The following is an 18,707-nucleotide window of genomic DNA, read 5'->3' on the forward strand; positions in this document are numbered from 1 at the left end:
CTCTCCTAACCCTGGTAGCTCGCGTAGTCGAAGGTCGAGTACTTCTTCTCCCGGGTGGTGACGAACTCGACGAGCGCGGGTGTGCCCGCCTCCGTCGCCGCGATCGCCTCGCGCAGCGCCGGCACGATCCTCCCGGGCTCGGTGACCCGTTCGCCGTGCAGACCGAAGGCACGGGCCGTCGTCGCGTAGTCGCCGGAGATGTCGGTGGTCCCGAAGCGCTCACGAGACGTGGCCATGATCCTGTCCTCCATGGCCATCGCGAAGTTGTTGAACAGCACCGACAGGATCGGGATCCCGGCTCTGGCGCAGGTCTCCAGATCCATGCCGGTCATCCCGATCGCGGCGTCGCCCCACACGTTGACGCACAGCCGGTCCGGCCGGGCGAGCTTCGCACCCATCGCCAGCCCCAGGCCGTAGCCGAGCTGGGTGGACTTGCCCCACCCGAGGTAGCTGTGCGGTGCGACCGGCCGCCAGAACGGCGAGAGCTCGTCGCGGGGGCTCCCCGCGTCGTGGGTGATGATCGTGCGCTCGACGTCAACGAGGTGCAGCAGGTCCCAGATCACGCGGTACGGCGAGAGCGGCGTCTCGTCGCTGGTCAGATAGGGCATCCAGGAATCCAGCCAGGGCTTGGTCTGCTCCTGGATCCGGCCGGCGACGCCCCCCGCCCGACCTCGCGGCCCGCCGCCGAGCCGCTCCCGTACCGCCTCGATCAGCAGGTCCAGTGCGAGCGCGGTGTCGCCGAGCAGGGCGTGCTCGGTGGGGACGTTCTTGTTGAGGTCGCCCGGGTCGAGGGTGTTGTGCACGAACGTCTTCCCCGCCGTCGGGAAGCGGATCCCGAACGGGGTGGCGGTGAAGCTCGCCCCGATCCCGAACACGACATCGGCATCGCGGACGTGCTCGAAGACCGCGCGCGGCATTGCGACCCCGCCCGATCCGAGGGAGAGCGGATGTGTCTCCGGGAACGCGCTCTTGCCTTCCAGGCTGGTGGTGACCGGAGCCTCCAGCAGCTCGGCGAGGGCCCGCAGCTGCGCCCACGCCCTCGCCCGGTGCACGCCCTGTCCGGCGTAGAGCAGGGGGCGCTCCGCCGCCACCAGCGCCGCCGCAGCCGCCTCGACGGATTCGGTGTCCGGTGCGGAGCGCACCCGACGCGACGGCACGTAGGCGTCGAGCCCCGGCGCCTCCTCCGTCCACACGTCCGCCGGGATCTCCACGAGCACCGGTCCCGGGCGTCCGTTGCGTGCCTGGGTGAACGCCCGACGCAGGGCGGGTACGAGCCCGGCACCCGTGGTGACCTGCTCGGTCGCCTTGGTGACGTGGCGGAAGTTCAGCGCGGCGTTGAACGTGGGCGGCACCCACGTCTGCGCGCGTGGCGCCCCACCCGGGATCACGACGAGCGGGACCCCCTCGGAGTACGCCTGCGCCACAGCACCGAAGGAGTTCTCCACGCCCGGGCCGGCCTGCATGCAGAAGACCCCGACGGTGTCACCGAGCCGGCTGATCGCGTCCGCCATGTGGATGCCGACGCGTTCCTGCCGGACGATCACCGGCCGGATTCCCGCGGCGGCCGCGGACTCGATGAGCGGATTCAGCGGATAGGCGAGGAGATGCTCGACACCCTCTCGGCGGAGCACCTCCGCCGCGACCGCGGCGACGTCCGGTGTGCGGTCGGCCGGGGTGCTCACGGCTCGATCACGGTTGCCCTCCTCGGCTCCGGTGCCGGACGCCCGGACCGCGACGTCCCGATCGCTCACAGTACGGATCTTCTCCCGTCGTGACGGAGAACATCGGCTGCTCGGCAGCAGGTTCGGGACAGATGTCCTGGACGCGGCGCGCTGTTCGACTCGGCCATCGACCCGGCGGGGCCCATCGGGACGAAGGGTCGAAACGAACCATGTTCTGTGTGAAGCCGGCCATGGGTGGCACCCGAACCTGCGACAACTCTGCCGTTGTTTCGGGTCCCGGTTAGCGTCGAAGGATGGCCGCAGCGTCCTCCCTCGAGCTCTCCATCGCGCTGGACCCGCACAGGACCGAGCCGTTGCATCGCCAGCTTCAGAACGCGATCCGAACGCACATCCGAACGGGACAGCTCATCGAAGGTGCGCGCATGCCCTCGTCCCGGCGGCTCGCCGACGACCTGGGCGTCTCACGGCGCATGGTCGTCGACGCCTACGAACAGCTCATCGCCGAGGGCTATCTCACCGCCCGCCAGGGCTCCGGCACGCGCGTCGCTCGCACCGACCGACCGCTGCCCACGCCGCCTCGCTCGCCGACATGCGAACCGACGCCGACACCGCCGCGTTGCGACTTCCGGCCCGGCGTACCGGAGCTCGCGGCCTTCCCTCGTGCCGCCTGGGGCAGGGCGCTACGCCGGCAACTTCGTAGCGTCCCCACTGCCGATCTGCACTACCCGCACCCCCAGGGCCACGTACACCTGCGTGAAGCACTCGCCGACTACCTCGGGCGGGTCCGCCAGGCCCGCACCGACGCCGCACATCTGCTGATCTGCTCCGGCTTCACCCAGGCCCTCACGCTTCTGTGCCAAGCACTGCGCCGGGCGGGGGCCACGCGTGTCGCCATGGAAGACCCCGGCCTGCCCACGGTTCCCCTCATCGTGCGGGCACAGGGGCTCCATCCTGTCCCGATCCCGGTCGACCAGGACGGCATCGACGTCAACGTCCTGGCCTCGGCGGTGGCAGACGCCGTGGTCGTCACCCCTGCACATCAGTTCCCCACCGGAGTGGTCCTGGCCCCACACCGCCGCGAAGCTCTGCTGCGCTGGGCGCGGGGAGGGCATCTGGTCATCGAGGACGACTACGACGCGGAGTTCCGCTACGACCGCTTCCCGGTGGGCGTCTTGCAGGGCCTTGCCCCCGAACACGTCATCCTGGCCGGCACCACCAGCAAAACACTGTGCGCGGCAATGCGACTGGGATGGCTCGCCCTGCCCAGTTCACTGGTCGCGCCGGTCACCGACAGCAAACATCTCGCCGACCATGGGTCCGCCGTCCTGGACCAACTTGCCCTCACCGACTTCCTCACCACCGCTGAATACGACCGGCACGTCCGTGCCATGCGCGGCCGATACCGCAACCGACGCGACGCCCTCACTCAGGCACTGCGCCACCACGCGCCCGAACTCAGCCTCGCCGGAGCGTGCGCCGGTCTGCACCTGCTCGCCGAACTGCCCCCCGAGCGGCACGAGGCAGCCGTGGTCCAGGCCGCCGGCCGAGACCACCTGCACCTGGACGGCCTCGCCCGCTATCGCCACACCCCGAACACAGGTAGGCACGGCCTGGTCCTGGGCTACGGCAACCTCGCCACCACGGCGGTCGAGGACGGAGCCCGGCTCATCGCCCGCGCGCTCGCCTGCAGCGCGTAATGCCCCAAGATCGCCGCGAGGTCGGTCGATTCGCCCTCCACCGGGCCGACACTCCGATCTCGGAACGATCATCGCGCCTTGGTCCGCGGGACATACCCCACGCTCACGCGGTGGCGCCGAAGTCGGACAGGAGAGCGGCCGGCCCGTCGGCGGAGAGCAGATGGTCACCCGCGGCGTTCGCCTCGGCGACGACGCCGGCCATCCGGTGGAGCATGGCCGCCTCGTAGCTCGCGATCGCCCCGTCGATGTCGGAGGGGCGACCGGTGAGGGCATCGACGAGTTCGAGGGCGTCGAGGAGGGCCATGTTGACGCCCTGACCGGTGAACGGGGGCATCACGTGGGCGGCGTCCCCGACGAGGGTGAGACCGCGGTGGGGCGACCACTCCTGATGGGTGGGCACGGTGTGCAGGGGCCAGTAGGAGAAGCCGCCGTCCGCCTGGTCGAGGATGGCGTGAATCTCGGGGCTCCAGCCATCGAGGAGGGCGTGGAGCTCGGCGAGCAGCTTTTCCTCGTCACGGACCGCGCTCCCTCGGCTGCGGGAGGGATCCTCGTCGGTGCGCAGCGCCACGTAGACGTGGATCGAGCCGTCGCCGTTGCGCTGAGCGAGCACGGCCTTGTTCACGCCGATCGCGAACATCGAGCCTTCGCCGACGCGGCGGGCGACGAACGACGCCGGATCCGGTCTCGCGATGTCGCCCCGGATGAAGGTGACACCGCAGTACGTGGGCCGGACGGGCGTGCGGAGGGGCCGTGCGCACGAGCCGATGCCGTCGCAGCCGATGACGAGGTCGGCATCGACCCCGGTGCCGTCAGGGAGTTCGACGCGGTAACCGCGGCCGGGAAGCGGCGTGAGTCCGGTGACCGTTGTCGACCATCGGACGGTGCCGCCCGGCAATGCGTCGAGCAGTATCTGGCGCAATGTGATCCGGTCGATCTCCGGGCGGGACTTCTCGAAGTCGGTCTGGTCGATGTCGAGCAGCGTCCGGGCTGCGGTGTCGAGGATCCGCAGGGTCTGCCCGTGTGGCCGGCTGAGGGCGGTGAACTCGTCCTGCAGGCCCATCTCGCGCACCGCATGCTGACCGCCGTCCTCGGTGAGGTCGAGGCTGCCGCCCTGGGTGCGGGCGTGAGGGCCGGCGTCGCGTTCGAGCACGAGTGCAGGCACCCCCCGCGCCTGCAGCAGCCGAGCGACGGCCAGGCCCGACGGGCCACCACCGAGGATCACGATCCGTGCGTCACGGAGTGGGGGAGCAGGGCTGGGGTTGACGGACATGGCGAACCCTTCCAAGAGAGGTAAGTCTCTCACAAAGGTAAGTCAGTTACCTTTTCTCCTGCACTGTGTGTGGCCTCACAGACCGTGGGCCGGGCGCTCCGGCGAGGCCGGTGTCGACGAGGTCGAAGCAGGTGTCGATCCACTCGCCCACCTGGTCGTCGCGGGTGTGGGCACGCACGTCCGAGCTGGTCAGCACCCGGAAGGGGAGGATCAGCAGGGCGGCCGCCGCGCGGGTGCGCGGATCGAGGGGCTCCGTGCCCGTCTCGGCGGCGATGATGTCGGACAGCGCCTGCTCGTAGCGTTCCCACATCAGTTGCAGGCGGCTGTGCAGGGCAGGGATGTCGCCGATGAGTTCGGTGAAGGCGCCCATGCCCTCGGTGTCATCGCCGGTGCCGTCAGCGACGAGGTCGTGCGCGAGCCTGCGCACGACTTCCGCGAGGCTGGTGCCGGCCGGGCGGCCGGCGATCCGTTCCCGGATCCGGTCGAGCAGGACGTTCTCGTCGGCGAAGACGAGATCCTCCTTGGAAGCGAAGTAGACGAACAGCGTCTTCACCGACACGTCGGCCGACGAGGCGATCTCGGCGACGGTGACCTGGTCGAACCCTCGTTCGCGGAACATTTGCCGTGCGTTCCGGGCCAGTGTGGCGCGGGTGAGGCGCTTCTTACGCTCACGCAGCCCTTCGGCGGGTGTCGACGTGCCCGTCATGGCTGCACCGGCAGGCTTTCCATCGGCGGAGAGGTTACTCGGGCGCGAATGAGCGTCGCTGACCTTCTGAGCGGATCAGTGCTCCGGTGCCGCGCTGCCGCGGCGCTCGCGTCCTGCCTCGCGTCCAGGTCGATCGATGAATCCTCGACTCAGATCGGACGCAGCGCCTCGAGGGCATGGTCCAGTTCCTCGACACTGCGGTTCGGTGGGAGCACGACGACCGGCATCTCGGCGCCTGCCGCGTACCAGCGATCCACGCCGGCCCGGGCGGTTTCTGCATTCCCCGACACCGTCAACTCGTCGATCAGGACCTCGGCGGACTCGGGCATCCCGGCGGCGTCGAGGGACTTGTCGGCTGCGAGTACGGCACCGACGGCGCCCGCGAACCCGAGATCACGCAGCAGATTGCCATAAAGAGGGCCCATGCGTGTCAGGTAGAAAGTGATCCACCACGAGGCAAGTTTGCGGGCAACGTCCGGGTCGGATGAGATCGCTGCAGGCACGCCCGGACAGATCTTCGGAATCGATCGCTCGGATCGGGAACGGGCTGCACCCTCCTTCAGGACGGGAATCTTGTCCGCGAGACCTGACAGCGGCAACAGGAAGGGGTACCAGGCGTCGGCCAGTTCTCCGCAGAGCCGTACAGCGTTCGTTCCCAGTGCCGCGAGCTGGATCGGGACGTCGGACGTCGGGCGTACGGCGAGCTTGAGTGGCGAGCTACCTCCGGGAATCGTCGACGTGAGCCGCCCGCCGTCGAGGAGGTTGCGCACCTCGCGGGTGACGCTCCCGACCCGGTGCACCGGTGAACGGAATGCGACTCCGTGCAGGCCCTCGGCGAGCTGCGGGCTGCCCGCTCCGAGTCCGAGCACGAACCGGCCGCCAGAGAGATCCGAGAGGCTGGTGGCGAGCATCGCGATGCTCGCGGCACTGCGGCCCCACACGTTGAGCACCCCGGTGCCGATTCGGATGCGTTCGGTCCGCATGGCGATCTCGGCGAGCAGCACGGAAACGTCGTGGCCCCATCCCTCGGCGACATAGACCGCGGAGTAGCCGAGCTCTTCGGCCCGGTCTGCAACGTGCAGCACGACGTGGCGCCGGGTTTCGAGCGGAGTGAGCCCTATCGCGAGTGGTCGGTGGGGGGTCATCAGGTTCGGCTTTCGGATCAGGTCACCGTCGTGACATCAGGGTATACAGCCGATTTCGGACGGAGCGGATGTTTTCGGAACTGTCCGTGCTCCATGTCGCACTACTCTCGCTGGTGCGGGTTGCAATCGGATTGCATCGTGGCTGACAGGGAAACGGCCCGCGTGATCGAGAATCGGGGGCCGGTGTGGAGTTTCGCATCCTGGGCCCGCTGGAAGTCGCGATCGACGGTGCACCCGTGTCCATCGGTGGGCCGAAACCACGCGTACTGCTCGCCGGCCTTCTGCTGCGTCCCGGCGCGGTGGTCTCGACCGATCGCCTGGTCGCGGCCGTCTGGGGAGACGCCCCGCCGAACGACCCGCTCGGCGCTCTGCGCGCCTACGTCTCACGATTGCGCGCCGTGCTGGCTCCGCTCCAGCACGGCGAGCGCCTGCGATACCAGGCGCCGGGGTACGTACTCGCCGTCGCCGACGACGAGCTCGACGCCACGGATTTCGCGCGACTGGTCACCGAGGCGCGAGATCGCGCGTCGGTAGGCGCCCACGGACACGCGGTGGAACTGTTCGACGCCGCGCTGGCGCTGTGGCGTGGGGATCCCCTCGCCGAGTTCGACTGCGCGCAGTTGAACGCCGACATCACGCGCCTGGAAGACCTACGGCTCGACGCGAGCGAGGATCGCATCGAGGCGATGCTCCAGCTCGGCCGTGGCCATGAGGTCGTCACCGAGCTGGATGCCCTCGTGCGCCGCTTCCCCGAGCGTGAGCGCCTGGCCGCCCAGCTGATGCGCGCGCTGTACGGGAGCGGACGCCAGGCCGAGGCCCTGGCCGTGTACCGGGATCTACGCCGCCGCCTCGTCGACGAACTGGGCGTGGAGCCGTCGGAAGCCGTTCGGACGGTGCACCGTCAGCTGCTGGAGCACGACCCCACGCTCGTCCCCGCCAGAGAGCCGGCCACCAACCTGCCGCGCCCCACCACGGTCTTCGTCGGCCGGGACGAGGAGATGCGCCGCATCTCCACACTGATGCGCGATGCACGGCTGGTGACGCTCACGGGCGTGGGTGGCGTCGGAAAGAGCCGCATGGCGCTGGAGGTGGTCGCGGCCCTCGACCGGTCCCGCTTCCCCGACGGGGTGTGGCTCTGCGAGTTCGACCCGCTCGCCGACGGCAGCCCGGTGAGCCACGTCGTGGCCACCGCCCTGCGGGTGCGGCAACGCCACGGCTCGACGATCGAGCAATCGGTCATCGAGTACATGAGGTCGCGGAAGTTGCTGCTCGTGCTGGACAACTGCGAGCACGTCCTGGACGCATCGGCACGGCTGGCCGCCGACGTGCTGGCCAAGTGCCCCGGCGTCGTCGTTCTGGCGACCAGCCGCGAGCTCCTGGGCGTGCACGGCGAGCAGGTCTGGCGGGTGCCGCCGCTGTGTGTGGAGGACGCAACCACCCTGTTCGCGCTGCGGGCGCGCACGACGCAGCCGGACTTCCCCTCGGATCCCGAGACGGACGGAACCGTCGCCGACATCTGCCGCCGGCTCGACGGCCTGCCGCTGGCGATCGAGTTGGCCGCCGCGAGGATGCGGGTGATGAGCGCGCCCGAGCTGGCACAACGGCTCGACGACGCCCGTCTGCTGACCGGTAGGTCGCGCACCGTGCGGCCCCGCCATCAGAGCCTCGTTTCGGCGATCGACTGGTCCTACCGGTTGCTGTCCGAGCCCGAGCAGCAGATGTTCGCGCGGCAGTCCGTTCTCCCGGGCGGTGCGGATCTGGCCGCGGTGCACGCCGTCTGCGCGGAGCCGCGGGCGTCCGAGACCGAGACCCTCGACCTCCTTACCGCACTCGTCGACAAGTCGATGGTCGTGGCGACGAGCAGCCCCGGCGGAACCCGCTACCGCGTTCTGGAGACGCTGCGCGCCTATGGCCGGCAACGACTGCCGGACAGCGGACCTCTCGCCCGACGGCACGCCGAGCATTTCGTCGACCTGGCCGAGCGGGCCGCACGTGGTGTGCAGGGCCCCGACGAGCGGCTGTGGGTCGAGCGGGCACTGCCGGACGTCGACAACTTCCGGGCCGCTTTCGAGTGGGCGCTCGCCGACCGTGACATCGACCTCGCCCTGCGGTTGGTCGCTTCGCTGCCCGAGGTCTTGCAGGTCAGGATCGGATACGAGGCGGCGGCCTGGGCTGAGCGCGCACTCGAGGTTGCGCCCGAGGACCACCCGCTGTTCGTCGCCGGCGTCGGTGCTGCCGCCCGCGGGGCGTGGTTTCTCGGTGACTTCGCCCGGGCCCGAGGTCTGGCAGCACGCGCAGGCGCACGCGTCCCCGCAGCCGGTACCGCCCGGTCGGGATACCCGGCCGACGTCGCAGCGGACGTGGCGTTGTACGAAGGCGACGTCGACACCGCGCTGCGCTACTACGAGTCGCAGGTCGCCCTCGCCCGCAGGGACGCCGATCCGATTCGGCTCTCGTGGACGCTCTACTACGTCGCGATCTGTGAGGCGGTACGCCGCACTCCCGAACGCGGGCTCCGCGCCGCAGGGGAATGTCTCCGTGTGGCGGAGGCCATTGCCAACCCCACCGCTACGTCGATGGCCCACTACGCGCTCGGTCTCGTGCTCAAGAAGTCCGACCCGCGCCGTGCCCTCGCGCTGTTCGACGAAGCGGCGAGCCGTGCGAGCTACGTACACAACTACTGGTGGCAGGGCGTCGCGTTGATGGAGGCTGCGGCGACGCGCGCGATCCACGATGACGTCGCGGCTGCGGCCGGCGCTTTCGTCGACGTCCTTGATCACTGGGACCGCACCGGAGACCGGACGCAGCAGTGGCTCAACCTGCGATACATCATCCGGCTGCTCGTACGGCTCGACGCGGAGCAGGAGGCCCTGATGCTGCATCACTATCTGATGGCGGTCGGCAAGGTGTCGCCGCTGCGCGACCACCAAGCGGGCGGGCTGCTCGATGGACCCGATGGGCCACGGTCTCGAGCCGCGGCAGCGCTCGGCTCGGCCATGCCTGCGGTCCACGCGGTCCGGTTGGCTCGTACCCGTCTGAGTCGGGCCTGCTGATCGCACACGCTCGCCGGTTGTGGCGTGGGCGACAGGCGAGGTCGTGGACGAAACTCTGGCGACGGTGGTTTCGTTACACGCAGATGCCGTAAACTTAGACACCTGTGCCCCTGCCGGTCGTGCGCGACTCCCGCGTGGCCGGTTGTTCGACTCCACAACTCCTGGACCTGCTGCCGCCTTCGGGCTCCCCGCGAAGGCGGCAGCCCGTCATCAACCCCCGGTTGCGTCCATCGGCGCAACCGGGGGTTGACGACGTAGCTACTCGCGAACGGCTCTTCTACTTGACGGCGAGCGGGTTGATCGGCGAGCCGAGCGCCCGGCGGAACTTGATCGGTGGTGCTGAGAGCAGGAACTCGTAGACGCCGTCGGCTGCGCAGTCGGCCGCGAGCTCCTCGAAGTCGAGAATCTCGCCGAGCGTCATCCCCATGTCGCGGATCAGCACCATGTGTACCGGCAGTACCTCCCCGTCGACCTCGCCCGGCAGAGCCTCGATCGCCCAGTTGTCCGAGCACACAGCGGCGACGTCGTGCTGGTGCAGCCATTCGCAGCATTCGAGGCCCAGGCCTGGTTCGCCGGACATGAAGGCGGCGGCATCGCCCTCGCGGAGGAACTTGCGTCGCCAGCCGGTGCGGACGGCGACGATATCGCCGCCGCGCAACGACGTGCCCTGCGCCGCGAGCACCGTGTCGAGCTCGCCGGGTGTGATGACCTCCCCGGCTTGCAGCCAGTCGACCCCACGGTGCCCCGCGACGTCGATCAGCACGCCCCGGCCCATGATCCCCTTGGCCTGGTGCTCGATCGACAGGTGGCGCACGCCGTGCGGAGTGACGTCGGTGGCCGGGAAGCCGTTGTAGAGCAGATCGTCGTAGAAGACGTGGGCGAGCCCGTCCCATTGCGACGCGCTCTGCAGCGGCATGATCACCCAGTCGTCGGCGAAATGGAACGCGCCCGGCCGCTCCTGGTCGGCGCCCGTCTCGCTCACCAGCAGTATCGGGTTGATACGGCCGACCCCAGGCTGTGGCCCACCTGGTCCGAACGGGATGCCGAGGTCGAACACCTTTCCGTGCCGCACGAGCCGGGCGGCCGCAGCCACCCGCTCCGGCGTGAGCAGGTTGGTCGTGCCGCGCTCGTCACGCTGCCCGTCGGTGTCCCAGCGACCCCAGTTCGACAGGCGCGCACCCAGCTTGCGGAAGTCTTCCATGGATTACGGTCCTCCTCCTCGTGCTCGTACTGCCGTCGACTGTCAGGTCGCGATGGCATCAAGGGTGCGGCCGGCGTAGTCGACCCTCGCGATGAACAGCCCGATCATCTGGATCACCAGGAGCACCGGTATCAGGAGGAACGCCGCCGTGAAGGATCCGGTCGCGTCCCGGACCCACAGCGCGGCGTACGGCACACCGATGCCGAGCAGGCCCGAGACGGTCCAGGTGATCCCCATCCCGGTGCCGCGCATCCTGGTCGGGAAGAGCTCGGCCGTATAGGTCATGACAGTGCCCCAGACACCGATCAGGCCGAAGTTGGACAACAGGCCGAAGACCCACAGCGAGACGGTGTCGGTGGCCAGGGCCCAGGGGATGATCGTGACGATGAAGATCAGGTTGCCGGTGAGCATCGCGCGGAAGCGGCTCCACCGATCGGCGATCCACCCCATGAGGTAGTAGCCGAGGGCCCCGGCGACTCCCCACCAGATGTACCAGGTGCTGTACTCCGCGGTGGACCAGCCGTGGGTCTCCTTGAGGAAGAACGGTGCCCAGTAGCCCAGGGTGTACCACGACATGGTCGCAGTGGCGGCCACGAACAGAGCCACGAACGTGCGCTTGCCCTGGCCCGACTCGAAGAGCTGCCCGATCGACGCCCCGCGAATGCGTTCGCTGAGCCGCGGCTTCGCGGCCGGCACGGTCCTGCCCTGTGCCGCCGCGGCCAACTGCTGGTCGCGCTGACGCACCCACGCGGGCGACTCCGGACAGAGCAGCCGGACGTAGATCGCGAGGAGCCCGATGACGGCCGGCACGAGGAACGCCCAGCGCCAGCCGTAGGGCGCGATGATGAAGGTGCCTGCGAGGCCGGCGATCACAACGCCGTAGCCGTAGAGGGAGCGCGCCGCGCTGAGGATCTTGGCGCGGTGCTTGGCCGGCCAGGTCTCCACGGTCAGCAGCGACCCGACGGCCCACTCGCCCGCGATCGTGATCCGCATGATCGTGTAGACGATGATGAAGAAGAGCCACGACTCCGAGACGACGATCAGGGCGAGGAAGACCGCGCTGAGCGCAACGTTGACGATGAACGCCATCCGGCGCCCGATCCGGTCGGCCAGCCAGGGCCAGAAGTAGGCGGCGAACGCCGAGAGGAAGCCGGTGAGCGTCACGGCCGCGGTGAGCGCGTCGAGGGTGATCGAGAAATCCTCGAGCAGATAAGGAACGATCAATGCGTAGAGCGCGATGACGATTCCATCGAGCATCCAGCCGAGGCCCAATGCGATGCCGATGTGCCAGTGCGTTGAAGTGAGCTTTTCGCCGGCGTCGCCGTCCTTGACGTTCTGATAGGCCTGCGACCTCGAATGTCTGGTCTCTAATGGCCCGAGTGGGGCCGTTTGGTCGATGGTCACGGTCTGATCTCCTCGGATCGCGATGAAACGAAACGGCGACGGAAGTCGGGCGTCCACCCTGAGCTGTGATCGGGGACACCACCGCAGTGGTCAGAAGTTAGGTGCGATTCCGGAACCGTGTCGTTGTTGGATCTGCCAAGGCTCCCCGGGGAAACTTGGATGTTCTGCCGGTGCGGCACTCCGGCCCGTGGACGAGCGTTCAGCGGTGGATCTCCATTGCCGGAGCTCCACACGAGTGAGGAGAGCGCGAATGACAGCAAATCCGATCCGTAACCGGTGGTCAGCGAGCGAGACCGTGCTCGACTGCTGGGTGTCGGGATCGTCCGTCCTGAGCACCGAAGTGATCGGACGCCTGGGCTTCGACTCCATCGTGATCGATATGCAGCACACCATGGCGGAGTACCGCGACGTGGTGACCTCCATCATTGCGCTGACGGCCACGCCGACCGTTCCGATCGTCCGTGTGCCCGGCAACGATCACCTGCTCATCGGGCGCGTCCTCGACGCGGGCGCGCGCGGGGTGATGTGCCCGATGATCAACAACCGCGCGGAGGCCGAGCGCTTCGTCGGGGCGTGCCGGTACAGCCCGCAGGGCAGGCGCTCGTTCGGTCCGTACCGTGCCTACGACGGGGGCTCCGGCGCCTACTTCGAGAGCGCGAACACCGACATCGTGACGTTCGGGCAGATCGAGACGGTCGAGGCGATGTCCAACCTCGACGACATCGCCGCGACCCCCGGACTCGACGTCCTGTTCGTCGGGCCCGCTGACCTCTCGGTCTCCGCCGGGGGCAAGCCGGCGATGGCCTACACCGACCCGGTCGTCGCGGACAACCACAGAAGGATCGTCGAGGCCGCGCACAAGGCCGGGAAGAAGGCGGGCATGCTCGCGCTCGGCCCCGGTGACGTCGAGATCGCCCAGGGCTGGGGCATGGATTTCCTGTCCATCGCGATGGAACAGCGGCTCGTGGCGGTCGGAGCGGCAGTGGCCCTCGGTCACGCACGCAAGGTCGTCGGCAGCTCGCAGCCGGTGTGACGGGAGGAAGCGCGGTGGCGGACAGGTACGTCGTCGGCCGGGTCGCAGATCTACCGCCCGGTGGCCGGTTGCTGGTGGAGGTCGGCGGACGCCCGATCGGCGTGTTCAACATCGACGGCCGTTACTACGGATTGATCAACCGGTGTCCCCACAAAGGTGCCGAGATGTGCAGGGGGAACGTCGTCGCATCGTTGTCGTCGAGCGGGCCCGGCCAGTTCACCTACGACCCCGACACCAAGCTGATCATGTGCCCGTGGCACGGCTGGGAATTCGATGTCCGGACCGGCCAGTCGTATGTCGACCCGCGACGCACCCGGATCCGGACCTACGACGTCGAGGTGGCTTCGGGCGAGGACGTCGCGCCGCTGGTCGAGACCGGCGAACTGGGGTTGGCGAAGGACCCGGACCGGCCGGGGCCCGGCGAGTTCGCCGCGTCCGGTGCGCTGGAGATCGACGAGACCGGCCGGGCAAAGGGTCCGTACACAGCAGAAACGATCGAGGTCGCCGTCGAGGACGACTACGTCGTGGTCAGCCTGCGGCTCAGCCGCCCGGCCAGGGGCCCGCGGCCGACCCGCCCGACGACCGGAACGGAGGTGAGCGGGTGACCACCGCACTGCTCGAGAACACGACCCGCGACGAGGTATGGCCCGGCGCGGTGATCGACTGCGACGTCCACGCCAACGTGCCGTCGCTGCAAGCGCTGTTCCCCTACATGTCCCAGCACTGGATCGACTGGTGCACCGAGCGCGGGTGGCGCGGGACCGTCGGCGGCCAGGCCTTGGCGTATCCGCCGAACACCGCTCGCGCGTGCCGCCCCGAATGGCGGCCGTCCGATCGCCCGCCTGCCTCGGACGTCTCGCTTCTGCGCAGGCACATCCTCGACCCGTGGCGGGTCGATCGCGCGATCGTCAACTGCTACTACGCAGTCGACTCCCTGCGGCATCCGGACTGGGCCGCTGCGATGGCACGGGCGGTGAACGACTGGCTCATCGCGGAGTGGCTGGACAAGGATCCGCGACTGGTCGCCTCGCTCGTCGTGCCCGCGCGCGATCCCGCCGCGATGATCGAGGAGATCCACCGGGTCGGCGACCATCCCGGCTTCGTGCAGGTGCTGCTGCCGGTACGCAACACCGGTCTGTGGGGGCAGCGCGTCTACCACCCGGTGTTCCGGGCGATGACCGAGCACGACCTGGTTGCGGGGCTGCACTACGGCGGGATCAGCGAGGAGGCGCCCTCGTCGTCGGGCTATCCGTCGTACTACGTGGAGGAGTACGCCGCGGACTGGCAGTCGTTCACCTCCCAGGTCACCAGCCTGGTCTCGGAAGGCGTGTTCCAGGTCTGCCCGGATCTGCGCGTCTCGGTGCTCGAAGGCGGTTTCATGTGGCTCCCGGTATGGGGCTGGCGCATGAACAAAGAATGGAAAGGTCTCCGTCGCGAGGTGCCCTGGGTGGACAAACTCCCACTTGACATCATCCGGGAGCACATGCGGTTCTCGGTGGCCCCGACCGACGCGGGTCCACCCGAACACATCGCCACCGTCCTGAAATGGCTCGCCTCGGACGAGATCTTGATGTTCGCAACCGACTACCCGCACTCGTACGACGACGACGTCACCGCGCTGCTCGGCGCGGCGGCACCCGCGATGCGTCCGAAACTCATGGCCGAGAACGCGCGGGAGTGGTACCGCCTGTGAGCTGATTCGACATTTCGGATAATCTTGACCCGTACACCTCCCAGTTGCATCATCGGAATGCGCCGTATTTTGTGATACGGCGCGTCCGCCGATGATGTCGGGTGGGTCGGCTCTGCGCCGCCCCCGCTCGGGAGGAGCTCCCGTGGGTGAGACGGAGGCATCCTCGCGCAACGAAGCGTGGGATGCCCTCATGGATTGCTTGTTCGAGGCCGGCGTGCTGGACGGCCGCGGGCCACTCGCGGAGCGCATGGCTCAACGCGTGTTCGTGCTCCCGTCCTACAAGAACGTGAGCCCGGACGCGCTTCACGCGAGCTGGCGACGCAACATGAGGGTGTCCCTCGACGGCATCCGCAGCCGTCGGGCGCCGGGGCCGGACGACGACGACACGCCGTTGCGGGAAGTCGGCGAGATGCGCGCGCGGCAGGGCGTGACGGTGTCGGAGGTGCTGCAGACCTCCGTCACCCAGCAGACGGTCTTCCTCGAGCTGGTGCGCCAGCTCGCGCCGTCGTCGCCGTACCGGGACAGCCTCCTGCTGGAACTGTTCAGCAACTACCAGAGGTGGTCGGCGTGGGGCATGGTCGCGCTCGCCGCGGGGCACCGCGAGGCCGAGCTGGAGATGCAGCGGCGTGCGCAGGAGCACCAGGACAGCTTCGTGCAGCGCATGCTCTCGGGCTCGATCGCTCCGTCGGAGATCGGTTCGGGCGCTGAGGCCTACGGGCTCGACCGCACCCGGAGCTACCGGGCGTTCCGGCTGAGGCGCGCTCCGAGCACCGACGTCCGGGCGATCGAGCGCTACCTGCACATCACCTCGTCCGGAGCCCGGCGCAACGGGATGATGACGATCATCGACGGCGATCTGTGCGGCTTCCTCGCGACGCTCCCCGACGAACCACCGCAGACGGCGATCGGGGTCTCACCGCCGGTGCCGCTGCACGAGCTGCCGGCAGTCTTCCGGCTCGCCACCCGCGCACTGGAGACCGCGCTCGCCATCGGACGCCACGAGATCGTGGGCGTCGCCGACCTCGGCCTGCATCCGGCCATCGTCGCCGACCATGATCTCGGCGAGCTGATGTGCGACCGCTATGTGAAGCCACTCGAACGGCTCGGCGCCTCCGGCGCGGTGATCCTGCAGACCGTCGAGCGCTACGTCGAGAACGGCAACCGGCTCGAGACCACCCGCCAGCAGCTGTTCCTGCACACGAACACGGTGCGCTACCGGCTCTCCCGATTCGAGTCGATCACCGGCTGCTCGCTGCGTGACAGCAACGCGCTCGTGGAGGTCTGGTGGGCGCTGGCATGGCGGCGGCTGCACGCTCCGCGCGGTGGCAGCGGACAGGTCGACCGGCCGACGGGGGCCCGGCCTGCGATGTGACGCCCGCGGCGCCCCACCGTTCCTGACAGACCGAACAGATTCGGGCACCCGGATCTTGGCGGTGATGCCGTAGTCGGAACCGGGAGGCCACACCCACTGTGGGTCGATACCGCGAACGTTGTGGAGGACGGCCGATGGGGGAGCCCGTGCAGCTCACGCTCGTTGTCGAGGACCTCACGTTGGCGGCGGACGAGGTGCTGGCGCTGACTCTCGCCGACCCCGCCGGGGCCGAGCTGCCCAAGTGGCAGGCCGGAGCCCACGTCGACCTCTCCGTGGGCGGGGGCCTCGAACGCCAGTACTCGCTGTGCGGTGACGCTGCCGACTCCGCACGCTGGCGGGTCGCCGTGCTGCGCGAGCCGGCGAGCAGGGGCGGGTCGGAGTGGATCCACACGCGGGTGCGGAAGGGCGACCTGATCGCCGTACGCGGACCCCGCAACAACTTCCCGCTCGTCGCCGCCGACGAGTACGTGTTCGTCGCGGGCGGAATCGGGATCACCCCGTTGTTGCCGATGATCGAGTCGGTGGCGGCACAGGGCAGACCGTGGAAACTGGTGTACGGCGGGCGCCGCGCCGCGTCGATGGCGTTCGTCGACGAGCTGGCCCGCCATGGTGACCGTGTCACGCTCTGGCCGCAGGACCTACTGGGACTCATCGATCTGGATGCTCTGCTGGGCGTACCGCGCGCGGGTGTCGCCGTCTACTGCTGCGGGCCCGAGGCACTCATCGAGGCCGTCGAGAGCAGATGCGCGATCTGGCCAACCGGCTCGTTGCACGTCGAACGGTTTCGACCACGGCCAGGAAACCTGGAGGGGGAGGACATCGCCTTCGAGGTCGTCCTCGACCACAGCGGCATCTCGCTGACCGTCGAAGCCGGCCAGTCGATCGTGGAGGCCGTGGAGGCGGCGGGCGTCGAGGTCGACACGTCCTGCCGCGAGGGCACCTGTGGCACGTGCGAGACGGTCGTCCTGGACGGCGACCCTGACCACCGCGACTCGTTCCTGCAGCCCGAGGAACGTGCATCGGGCGCCACGATGATGATCTGCTGCTCCCGTTCCCGGTCGGCGCGTCTGGTGCTGGACCTGTGAGAACGCGGCAGGGCCCGCGGCGTCTTGTACATCCCTACAACGTCTGGGGCTTCCGGTTCGGCACAAGCGCCCTTGTCGCCCATAGCCGTCCGGAGGGAACGTCGAAGAAGGCTGCCCCGGACGGTCGACGGACCGGGACCGCAGCCGAGCAGAAGGAGGACGCGGATGAGGTTGAGTGACGCCCACAGCGCCGGGGACATGCGCCGCTTCGCTCGACGCAGGCTCCCGCGAGCGGTGTTCGACGTGATCGACGCCGGCGCGGGTGACGAGTTGACGCTCCGCTGGAACCGCGAGTCGTTCGACCGGATCTCGCTGCGACCTCGCGCGCTCGTCGACGTCAAGAAGGTCGACACGACCACGACGATCCTGGGCGATCCGGTGTCGATGCCCATGATGCTCGCGCCGTGCTCCTTCGCCCGCATGTGCAGCAGCGCGGCGGAGCCGGCCGTAGCGCGTGCCGCCGGACGCGCAGGCACGCTGTACGCCGTGCCCGGCGGCTCCGGCGAGAGGCCGGAGATCGTTGCGCAGTCGGCCACGGGGCCGCTCTGGTACCAGCTCTACATGAAGCCCGATCACCAGGCGAACGTGGAGTTGCTCGACACCATCGAGCGGGCGGGCTACCGCACCCTGTGCGTCACGATCGACACGGCCATCAAGCCTTATCGCGAGCGCGACCTGCACAACAAGATCTCGCTGCCGGTCACGCCCTCACCGCGGCTCCTGCTCGCCGGTCTCTCGCGTCCACTGTGGTCGAAGGATTTCCTGCTCGGCAACAGCGCGGGCTTCGATCTCATGGCGGCCAGGCGCGCCTACAACAACTTCGCCGACGCCATCATGCACATCAAGTCGGTTACCGCAGAGGAGATCAGCTGGCTCCGTGACCGCTGGAAAGGTCCGCTGGTGATCAAGGGCGTGCTCCGTGGGGAGGAGGTCCCCCGGATGATCGACCTCGGTGTCGACGGAATCGTCGTGTCCAACCACGGCGGGCGCAATCTCGACGGAGCGCCGGCCACGATCGACGTGCTCGCCGAGGTCGTCGAGGCCGCAGCCGGCCGGGCCGAGGTGTTCCTCGACAGCGGGGTTCGCCGGGGCACCGACGTGGTCAAGGCCCTCGCGCTCGGGGCCCAGGCCGTGCTCGTCGGACGGCCGTACATGTACGCGCTGGCGGCCGGAGGGGAGCGCGGTGTCGACCGCATGATCGAGCTGCTGCGCAACGAGATCATCCGCGCCATGTCGTTCGTGGGCGCGACCTCGGTCGCCGAGATCGACGCCTCGTTGATCAATCCCGGCACGGCCCCCTCCAGGGTCGATCCCGGAACAGACCCCGCGCTGGCCAGCGTCCACTGAACCACTCTCACCACTGGAG

At 69.0% G+C, this 18,707-nt stretch carries 14 protein-coding genes; 8 read left to right on the top strand and 6 right to left on the bottom strand.

All coding sequences use genetic code 11. The annotated features are described in order from the left end of the window. Nucleotides 1–5 precede the first annotated feature (5 nt). On the bottom strand, nt 6–1,751 hold the full coding sequence (locus tag ABD743_RS10985) for a thiamine pyrophosphate-requiring protein (protein ID WP_344721355.1): 1,746 nt from the start codon (nt 1,749–1,751) through the stop codon (nt 6–8). A 224-nt stretch (nt 1,752–1,975) separates the two neighbouring features. Between ABD743_RS10985 and pdxR the strand changes: the two genes are divergently transcribed. Beyond that, the gene (pdxR, locus tag ABD743_RS10990) at nt 1,976–3,379 is read left to right on the top strand and encodes a MocR-like pyridoxine biosynthesis transcription factor PdxR (protein WP_344721356.1); all 1,404 of its coding nucleotides are present in this window, start codon (nt 1,976–1,978) and stop codon (nt 3,377–3,379) included. 103 nt (nt 3,380–3,482) lie between these two features. Here the strand turns inward: pdxR and ABD743_RS10995 are convergent, their stop codons facing one another. The 3 genes from ABD743_RS10995 to ABD743_RS11005 form a co-directional block, all read right to left on the bottom strand. Further along, nucleotides 3,483–4,649 carry an FAD-dependent oxidoreductase gene (locus ABD743_RS10995; protein ID WP_344721358.1) on the bottom strand — a complete coding sequence of 389 codons (1,167 nt, stop codon included), beginning with the start codon at nt 4,647–4,649 and terminating at the stop codon, nt 3,483–3,485. 46 nt (nt 4,650–4,695) lie between these two features. Then, nucleotides 4,696–5,355, bottom strand: coding sequence for a TetR/AcrR family transcriptional regulator (locus tag ABD743_RS11000; RefSeq protein WP_344721359.1), 660 nt, complete (start codon nt 5,353–5,355; stop codon nt 4,696–4,698). Nucleotides 5,356–5,504: 149 nt separating this feature from the next. Further along, entirely contained in the window at nt 5,505–6,500 is a 996-nt protein-coding gene (locus ABD743_RS11005; RefSeq protein ID WP_344721360.1) for an LLM class flavin-dependent oxidoreductase, read from the bottom strand. 185 nt (nt 6,501–6,685) lie between these two features. Between ABD743_RS11005 and ABD743_RS11010 the strand changes: the two genes are divergently transcribed. Continuing rightward, entirely contained in the window at nt 6,686–9,553 is a 2,868-nt protein-coding gene (locus ABD743_RS11010; protein ID WP_344721362.1) for an ATP-binding protein, read from the top strand. A 277-nt stretch (nt 9,554–9,830) separates the two neighbouring features. Here the strand turns inward: ABD743_RS11010 and ABD743_RS11015 are convergent, their stop codons facing one another. Next, entirely contained in the window at nt 9,831–10,754 is a 924-nt protein-coding gene (locus tag ABD743_RS11015) for a cyclase family protein (protein ID WP_344721364.1), read from the bottom strand. 42 nt (nt 10,755–10,796) lie between these two features. Continuing rightward, the gene (locus ABD743_RS11020) at nt 10,797–12,158 is read right to left on the bottom strand and encodes an MFS transporter (RefSeq protein ID WP_344721366.1); all 1,362 of its coding nucleotides are present in this window, start codon (nt 12,156–12,158) and stop codon (nt 10,797–10,799) included. 250 nt (nt 12,159–12,408) lie between these two features. On the opposite strand from ABD743_RS11020, the gene ABD743_RS11025 reads away from it, so the two are divergent. The 6 genes from ABD743_RS11025 to ABD743_RS11050 all read left to right on the top strand — a co-directional run bounded on the left by ABD743_RS11025 (nt 12,409) and on the right by ABD743_RS11050 (nt 18,688). Then, entirely contained in the window at nt 12,409–13,191 is a 783-nt protein-coding gene (locus ABD743_RS11025; protein WP_344721368.1) for an HpcH/HpaI aldolase family protein, read from the top strand. A 14-nt stretch (nt 13,192–13,205) separates the two neighbouring features. Then, entirely contained in the window at nt 13,206–13,796 is a 591-nt protein-coding gene (locus tag ABD743_RS11030; RefSeq protein ID WP_344721370.1) for a Rieske (2Fe-2S) protein, read from the top strand. Next, nucleotides 13,793–14,884: an amidohydrolase family protein gene (locus tag ABD743_RS11035; RefSeq protein WP_344721372.1), complete on the top strand. Its 1,092-nt coding sequence runs from the start codon at nt 13,793–13,795 to the stop codon at nt 14,882–14,884. Before ABD743_RS11030 ends, ABD743_RS11035 begins: the two co-directional genes overlap by 4 nt. 142 nt (nt 14,885–15,026) lie before the next feature. Continuing rightward, nucleotides 15,027–16,256 (top strand): PucR family transcriptional regulator, encoded by a 1,230-nt coding sequence (locus ABD743_RS11040; protein WP_344721374.1) that lies wholly within the window; start codon nt 15,027–15,029, stop codon nt 16,254–16,256. A 134-nt stretch (nt 16,257–16,390) separates the two neighbouring features. Next, the gene (locus ABD743_RS11045; protein ID WP_344721376.1) at nt 16,391–17,341 is read left to right on the top strand and encodes a PDR/VanB family oxidoreductase; all 951 of its coding nucleotides are present in this window, start codon (nt 16,391–16,393) and stop codon (nt 17,339–17,341) included. 165 nt (nt 17,342–17,506) lie between these two features. Then, nucleotides 17,507–18,688: an alpha-hydroxy acid oxidase gene (locus ABD743_RS11050; protein ID WP_344721378.1), complete on the top strand. Its 1,182-nt coding sequence runs from the start codon at nt 17,507–17,509 to the stop codon at nt 18,686–18,688. Nucleotides 18,689–18,707 lie beyond the last annotated feature (19 nt).

Origin of the sequence: Pseudonocardia yunnanensis, assembly GCF_039534065.1 — a bacterium.
Taxonomy (GTDB): domain Bacteria; phylum Actinomycetota; class Actinomycetes; order Mycobacteriales; family Pseudonocardiaceae; genus Pseudonocardia; species Pseudonocardia yunnanensis.

Bases quoted from the DNA above. Each gene is read 5' to 3' on its own strand.
- pdxR (WP_344721356.1), top strand. From the start codon at position 1,976: ATGGCCGCAGCGTCCTCCCTCGAGCTCTCCATCGCGCTGGACCCGCAC.
- ABD743_RS10995 (WP_344721358.1), bottom strand. From the start codon at position 4,649: ATGTCCGTCAACCCCAGCCCTGCTCCCCCACTCCGTGACGCACGGATC.
- ABD743_RS11000 (WP_344721359.1), bottom strand. From the start codon at position 5,355: ATGACGGGCACGTCGACACCCGCCGAAGGGCTGCGTGAGCGTAAGAAG.
- ABD743_RS11005 (WP_344721360.1), bottom strand. From the start codon at position 6,500: ATGACCCCCCACCGACCACTCGCGATAGGGCTCACTCCGCTCGAAACC.
- ABD743_RS11015 (WP_344721364.1), bottom strand. From the start codon at position 10,754: ATGGAAGACTTCCGCAAGCTGGGTGCGCGCCTGTCGAACTGGGGTCGC.
- ABD743_RS11025 (WP_344721368.1), top strand. From the start codon at position 12,409: ATGACAGCAAATCCGATCCGTAACCGGTGGTCAGCGAGCGAGACCGTG.
- ABD743_RS11045 (WP_344721376.1), top strand. From the start codon at position 16,391: ATGGGGGAGCCCGTGCAGCTCACGCTCGTTGTCGAGGACCTCACGTTG.
- ABD743_RS11050 (WP_344721378.1), top strand. From the start codon at position 17,507: ATGAGGTTGAGTGACGCCCACAGCGCCGGGGACATGCGCCGCTTCGCT.